Source organism: Clostridium psychrophilum (assembly GCF_018861705.1).
Classification (GTDB): domain Bacteria; phylum Bacillota; class Clostridia; order Clostridiales; family Clostridiaceae; genus Clostridium_AD; species Clostridium_AD psychrophilum.
In genome coordinates, this window is the sequence record NZ_JAHLEC010000150.1 from 1 (window position 1) to 5,876 (window position 5,876).

5 protein-coding genes are annotated in these 5,876 nt (G+C 29.0%); all 5 read right to left on the reverse strand.

What is annotated here, in order from left to right; all coding sequences use genetic code 11:
* Positions 1–628: 628 nt before the first annotated feature.
* Positions 629–1,495 carry a L,D-transpeptidase family protein gene (locus KPL38_RS17740; protein ID WP_216290470.1) on the reverse strand — a complete coding sequence of 289 codons (867 nt, stop codon included), beginning with the start codon at positions 1,493–1,495 and terminating at the stop codon, positions 629–631.
* Between the two features lie 133 nt (positions 1,496–1,628).
* Positions 1,629–2,756 (reverse strand): aminopeptidase, encoded by a 1,128-nt coding sequence (locus KPL38_RS17745; protein ID WP_216290471.1) that lies wholly within the window; start codon positions 2,754–2,756, stop codon positions 1,629–1,631.
* 41 nt (positions 2,757–2,797) lie between these two features.
* Positions 2,798–4,459: a hypothetical protein gene (locus KPL38_RS17750; protein ID WP_216290472.1), complete on the reverse strand. Its 1,662-nt coding sequence runs from the start codon at positions 4,457–4,459 to the stop codon at positions 2,798–2,800.
* Positions 4,460–4,461: 2 nt separating this feature from the next.
* Positions 4,462–5,247 carry an ABC transporter ATP-binding protein gene (locus KPL38_RS17755; RefSeq protein WP_216290473.1) on the reverse strand — a complete coding sequence of 262 codons (786 nt, stop codon included), beginning with the start codon at positions 5,245–5,247 and terminating at the stop codon, positions 4,462–4,464.
* A 274-nt stretch (positions 5,248–5,521) separates the two neighbouring features.
* Positions 5,522–5,815, reverse strand: a complete 294-nt coding sequence (locus KPL38_RS19860; protein ID WP_216290474.1) for a substrate-binding domain-containing protein — start codon at positions 5,813–5,815, stop codon at positions 5,522–5,524.
* Positions 5,816–5,876 lie beyond the last annotated feature (61 nt).

Here is a 5,876-nt window from a genome sequence, read left to right on the forward strand (position 1 = left end):
TTTTATTTGAAATGATTAATCTGCGACAACTGTTAAGTTATACGCGAGCTCATTACAATACTTTTAGTCTTACGACTAAATTTTACTTTATACTAAAGTAATTAACTGGTTAAAACAAAATATTATTTCATTTCTTTACCTATTCTCTGTTTAATTTTCAAAGACCAACTTGCTTTGTCATCATCTGACGACTTCTACTATATTACTAGGTATTTCTTCTTTTGTCAATCTTTTTTTAATTTATTTTCATTTGAAAACTTATTAAATTGTAATTAACATTAAACTTAATCCGTCGCACGCTTCTTACGACAATTAATATTCTATCACATTAATAATAGGATGCCTTCATTATAAAAGCATCCTAACTAATTTATCTTTATATTCCGACATATATCTCTAATTAACAAAGTATTTCGCATTCAGATACACATGGTTAAGTATTTTTAATATTGTTAACATTTCTAATAATGACAATATTACTGGAAAACATATTTAGCTTAGTATTATAAATGTTTTCTAAGTTCTATATATTACCTAAGTAACTGTCACACTTGCAGCAAACATAAATCCATACACAATATAAGATTATCTTAATTTCTAAATTAACCTTATATTGACTGCATAATGTTTAGTTACTCCATATAGAAGTTCTAGTTGGAATATTATAGTATATATATTTAGCATTACTTAAAGCTAGCCTTACACATCCGTGAGATACGCGAGCGCCAAGTGTATTATCTATAACATAATTTCCTTTTCTATCGTATAATACGCTATGGAATAAATAGTTACCCCTTATTTGAGTATAGTATTTACACCTAGCTCCTCCGGATGATATAAAATAACTACCTTTTCTTCCTACAGTGAAATGACCTTTAATAGTAGGAGTACTTGTTTTCCCAGAAGAACATACCATAGATTTAACAAGACGCCATTTTTTATTAGACCCATGAAATACATTTACCTTTTGATGAGATGAATCAATCCATATAAAATAACCGGTTAAACTAGTAATTTTTTTACTATTTATATATTTTTCTGAAGAATTATTAGAAACACTAACTTTGCTTGTATTCTTTTTTATCACAGGTGTTTTATACATAGTTGAAGAAGTTGGTTTCATGTCAAGTTTTTTCATTGTTAAACTACCAACTATCCCGTTTTTTAGTATCTTGTTTTTAGTTTGAAAATCCATAACCGCATAACGTGTTAACTTACCAAAATTGCCATCTGCATAAAGTTTGTAACCAAATTTATTAAGCTTCTGCTGTATTTCTCTTACTTTGATACCCTTATCTCCTTGCTTAAAAGTTGTCTTAGCAGCTAAAAATTGTTTTTTTAAAATATTATTCTGAGATACACTGATATTATTTTGATATAATTTTATGTCAGTTGTAGTAACATTTACAGATTTGCCATCTTTATTTGCTAAAGCACCTCCCCCTAAAATAATAATAGATAATAAGAAAACACATGATAAATATCTTTTAATCATAAATAATCCCCCATTTATAAAAAAATTTATATTTGATTTACCCTACTACTATATTCACTTAGAATTAAAATGTTACTGTATTTTCAGAGCTCAACTAGAAATATTGCTTCCTTATATATGTTCTTATAATAATTTATAGATTATACTTTTCTAGTAAAGCATCAATAAACTTTCCGTTTTCATAAAACAATTCACCATCAGCATAAATTTTTCCGCCCTTTCTCATATCACAAAGCATATCCCAGTGAATAGTAGATTTGTTTAATCCCCCTGCTTCAGGCATTGAATCTCCAATAGCCATATGAACAGTTCCACCAATTTTTTCATCAAACAGCATATTTCTTGTAAAGTTTTTAATACCATAGTTAGTCCCTATTGCCACCTCGCCAAACCTGCATGATCCTTCATCAATTTCAAGAAGAGTTTTAAGTAAATCCTCACCTTTAGTTGCCGTTGCTTTGATTACCTTTCCTTTGTTAACCTCAAGTACTATTCCTTCAATTTCTTTTCCCATATATATTCCTGGGAAACTAAAAGTAATAACTCCATCCACACCATCTTCAACAGGTGATGTAAATACCTCTCCATCAGGAAAATTCACCTTTCCATCACAATTTATCCACTTTCTTTCATATATGTTAACTTTAATGTCTGTTCCCTCAGAAACAAACTGTAATTCTTTTTTAGTATCAAGATATTTAACCCATCTTTCTTGCTCTACACTTATCCTTTTCCATTGTGCTACAGGATCTTTAGCATCAAGCATGCCTGCACCGTAAACAAATTCTTCATAATCACTAAAACTCATTGAAGCTTCCTGCGCATCTGCATATGTAGGAAATTGTGTACCACACCATCTTAAAGATCCATTTCCCATACGCTCAGAATATATTTTTCTCCAACTTGTCGCTCCTTTAGAAGACATTTTAATTTTATCTGCATCAATTTTTGAAAATATCTTTGTGTTCCCACTAGCCCAAGCAGAAATCCATACATCTGCCTTTTCTAGCATAGTTTTAAAAATCGTATTTTCCTGAAGTAACTGCTCTTCACTTCCATATTTGAGTTTCATTTCTGATACTTCTTGCGATGAAAGTAAGGTTTCAACATATGCACCTGCTTTCACTACTTCCTTTACCACCTCCACCATCCAAGGTGTTGCAACCTCATCACAGGAAACAAATACAAAATCTCCTGGTTTAACCTTGGTAGAATAATTTACAAGTAGCTTTGCGAGTTTGTTAAGTCTTTGATCTGACATTTATAATTTCCCCTTTCATTTATAACCTAAAAATAAGCTCTCTAAATTTCTATATTTTTCCATTTTATATTAAAGCTAGTTTTCCAAAGAATTATATTAACTATTAAAAGCAATAATGCATAAATTCCAACAAATACAATATTGTTTCTAATAATTATATGAATTCCAGCAAATACTCCAAGTATTACTATTATAATTAGTGATGGTCTTATAAGTTTACCAGTATCTGATGTAGCAAACTTTACACTAAATGGCATTGCATTATTTGATACTTTAAAATACACTAATGATAATATTAAAAGAATTAAAAACATTACTATTAAATCTAGAATTATAGATGGACCTTTTAATATTAGGAACACTATAGCCTCCAATATATAAAGTGGAATTATTAACTTAAATAAAGTTCCTTTTACTGCCCCTTTTAATATCACACCTGGATTTTCTATCGGTAATACCTTGTATATAAATGCTCCCTTATAACTATCACTATTATTTATAAAAGCTGTACAAACACACAATAGGAATACACTTATATACATTAATAAATGAATTTTTCCACCAAACCCTGTTCGAATATTCTCCATAAATGATTTACCTTTTGTATCCATAAACATAAACAATAGTGGCATAAATACAGCCATTGCAAGAGTCGGATACACTTTAAGCTTCAGATTTCTTTCTGTAGCTATCATATTTTGAGTAAATTTAAACATACTCTTTTCAATTTTATCTTTGCAAATAATTTTTGCTATAAATTCTTTTCTTTTTTCACTATTCTTACTTACTATTCCGCCATTTTCATTTAATTTTTGGAGGTTCTTTTCAAAATAAGGTAGTACGCTTTTAAAATAAAGTATTATTAACAAAATAGGTCCTACTATTGCAAGTAAACATAAAAATATTAGGAACGGATTTTTGTTTCCATCAATGTATATTCCAAATGGAGCTGCAAACCACATGGATGGAAGTAGTGCATGCCAAAATTTAGGCACATATTCACTATTCATACTAGTAGTATTAAAAACTCTAATAACTAGCTGATATCCAAATGCAAATACAAAAGCTAATAATATTTGAAAATAGTTGATTATATCCTTTAGTTTTTCTCCATCAAAGAACTTTAAAACTAAAGTATATAATAAAGATGTTAAAGCTATAACTAATAATACTGCAAATATATTTTCTATACTAAAAATCACGAAGAATAAGACTCCATAATTTATGGTACCAATAACTAGTGGAATTAGATTTAATGACAGAGAGATACCCATTAAATAAATACATATATGAGTAGTTTTCGCTGCATTAAAGGTCTTAGTAGTAATAGGCTTAGGTAATAATATATTTTTTTCCCCTACATCTAGTAAAACTGCTGAAAAGTCAGATATCATAAGTGATACCATCATAAATAGGTTTATACCTATTACAATATTTGTAGCTATCATAGATGTCATATTTCCCATCATTATTAATCCAATAAAAATGCTCATAAATACATTGATTTTTAATAAGGATAAGTAATTATTCTTGTCCTCACTCTCATCTGTCTTGCTATTATTTTTCATGACAGTACTTACTCTACGACCATCCATGGTTAGTTTTATCTGTAGGATCATTCTCATAGTCTTATAGTTAACGCCTAATTTATTATATAATAATTCAAATTTGTCTAATATCTTTAGCACATAAAAATTCTTCATAATTATACCTCTTCAACCAAAGAAACAAATTCTTTAGCAATCTCTGCATGCTCATTAAAGCCTGTTAGTTGATTGAATATCTCTTCAAGTGTTCCTTCCTTTTTATTATTATTAAGCTCCTCAAAACTCCCATCTGCTACTATTCGTCCATCGTTTATTAATATGATTCTGTCACTTACTTTTTCTACAACATCCATTATATGAGAAGAATAAAATATGGTTTTCCCTCCCATAGCAAGAATTCTCATAACTTCTTTGAACACCATTACGCTATTAGCATCTAATCCGCTTAACGGCTCATCAAAAAACAATATATCTGGATTATGAATTAAACTACATATTATGAGTAACTTTTGCTTCATGCCTTTTGAGTATGAGGATATTCTAGAATTTATTACCCCTTCCATACCAAATAATCCCATGAGCCTCTTTGATCTTTCAACAAGTTTTTTCTCTTTTAATCCATATATTTCGCCTAGAAAGATTATATACTCATAAGCAGTTAAGTTTTCATATATATCTGCGAGCTCTGGTACATACCCTATTTTCCTTTTGTACTCTACACTTCCATTACTTATGTCTTGTCCTAATATTTCTACCTTTCCTGTGTATCCTTCTAATATCCCAAGCATTATCTTTATAGTTGTGCTTTTACCTGCGCCATTTGTCCCTATATATCCAATTATCTGTCCACGAGGTATTTCTAAATTTATTCCTTTAAGTACCTTTTTACTACCATAGCTCATTTGTAAATTTTTGATTGATATTATACTTTCTAAGTTTTCCATCTTTCCTTCCTCTCAAATGTAATTGCTATCTACTTATGTAATTAACACATTGATAATTTTGTTAATATAATTGTAGCACAAATGGATAACATTGGAAATATAATAACTTATTGTTTTTTAGGGCCATAAAAAAAGTAGTGTCTAATCTACAAGTTTTTACACTTGAAATTTAACACTACTTAGAATGTTGATATAAATTTAAAAAGAATTCCCTGCTTGGGAAATGAAATTATTTGAGTAACCATAACCTGATGTGTATTCTAATACTTTCATTTTATATTTTTCCACAACTATCCCTAATCATTAACTTAGTTGGAATAACAACTTTTTTATTAAAACTTCTTTCTTTTATAAACCGTTCTAATAATAAATCAACTGCAGCCTCACCCATGAATTCAGTATATACTTTTACAGTAGTCATAGCTGGTACCATAAACCGTACCATTTCAATATCATCAAAACCAACAATACTTATATCACGCCCAATAGAAAACTTATTTTCAATTATTGCTTTATAAGTGTAGACTTGTAGTTTAATATATCCTGATAATATAAGTGATTTGCAAATTTAAGTAACCTTTAAAATATAAAAAGGATAAATGAATGTGTTAATTAAATTTAACATTCCT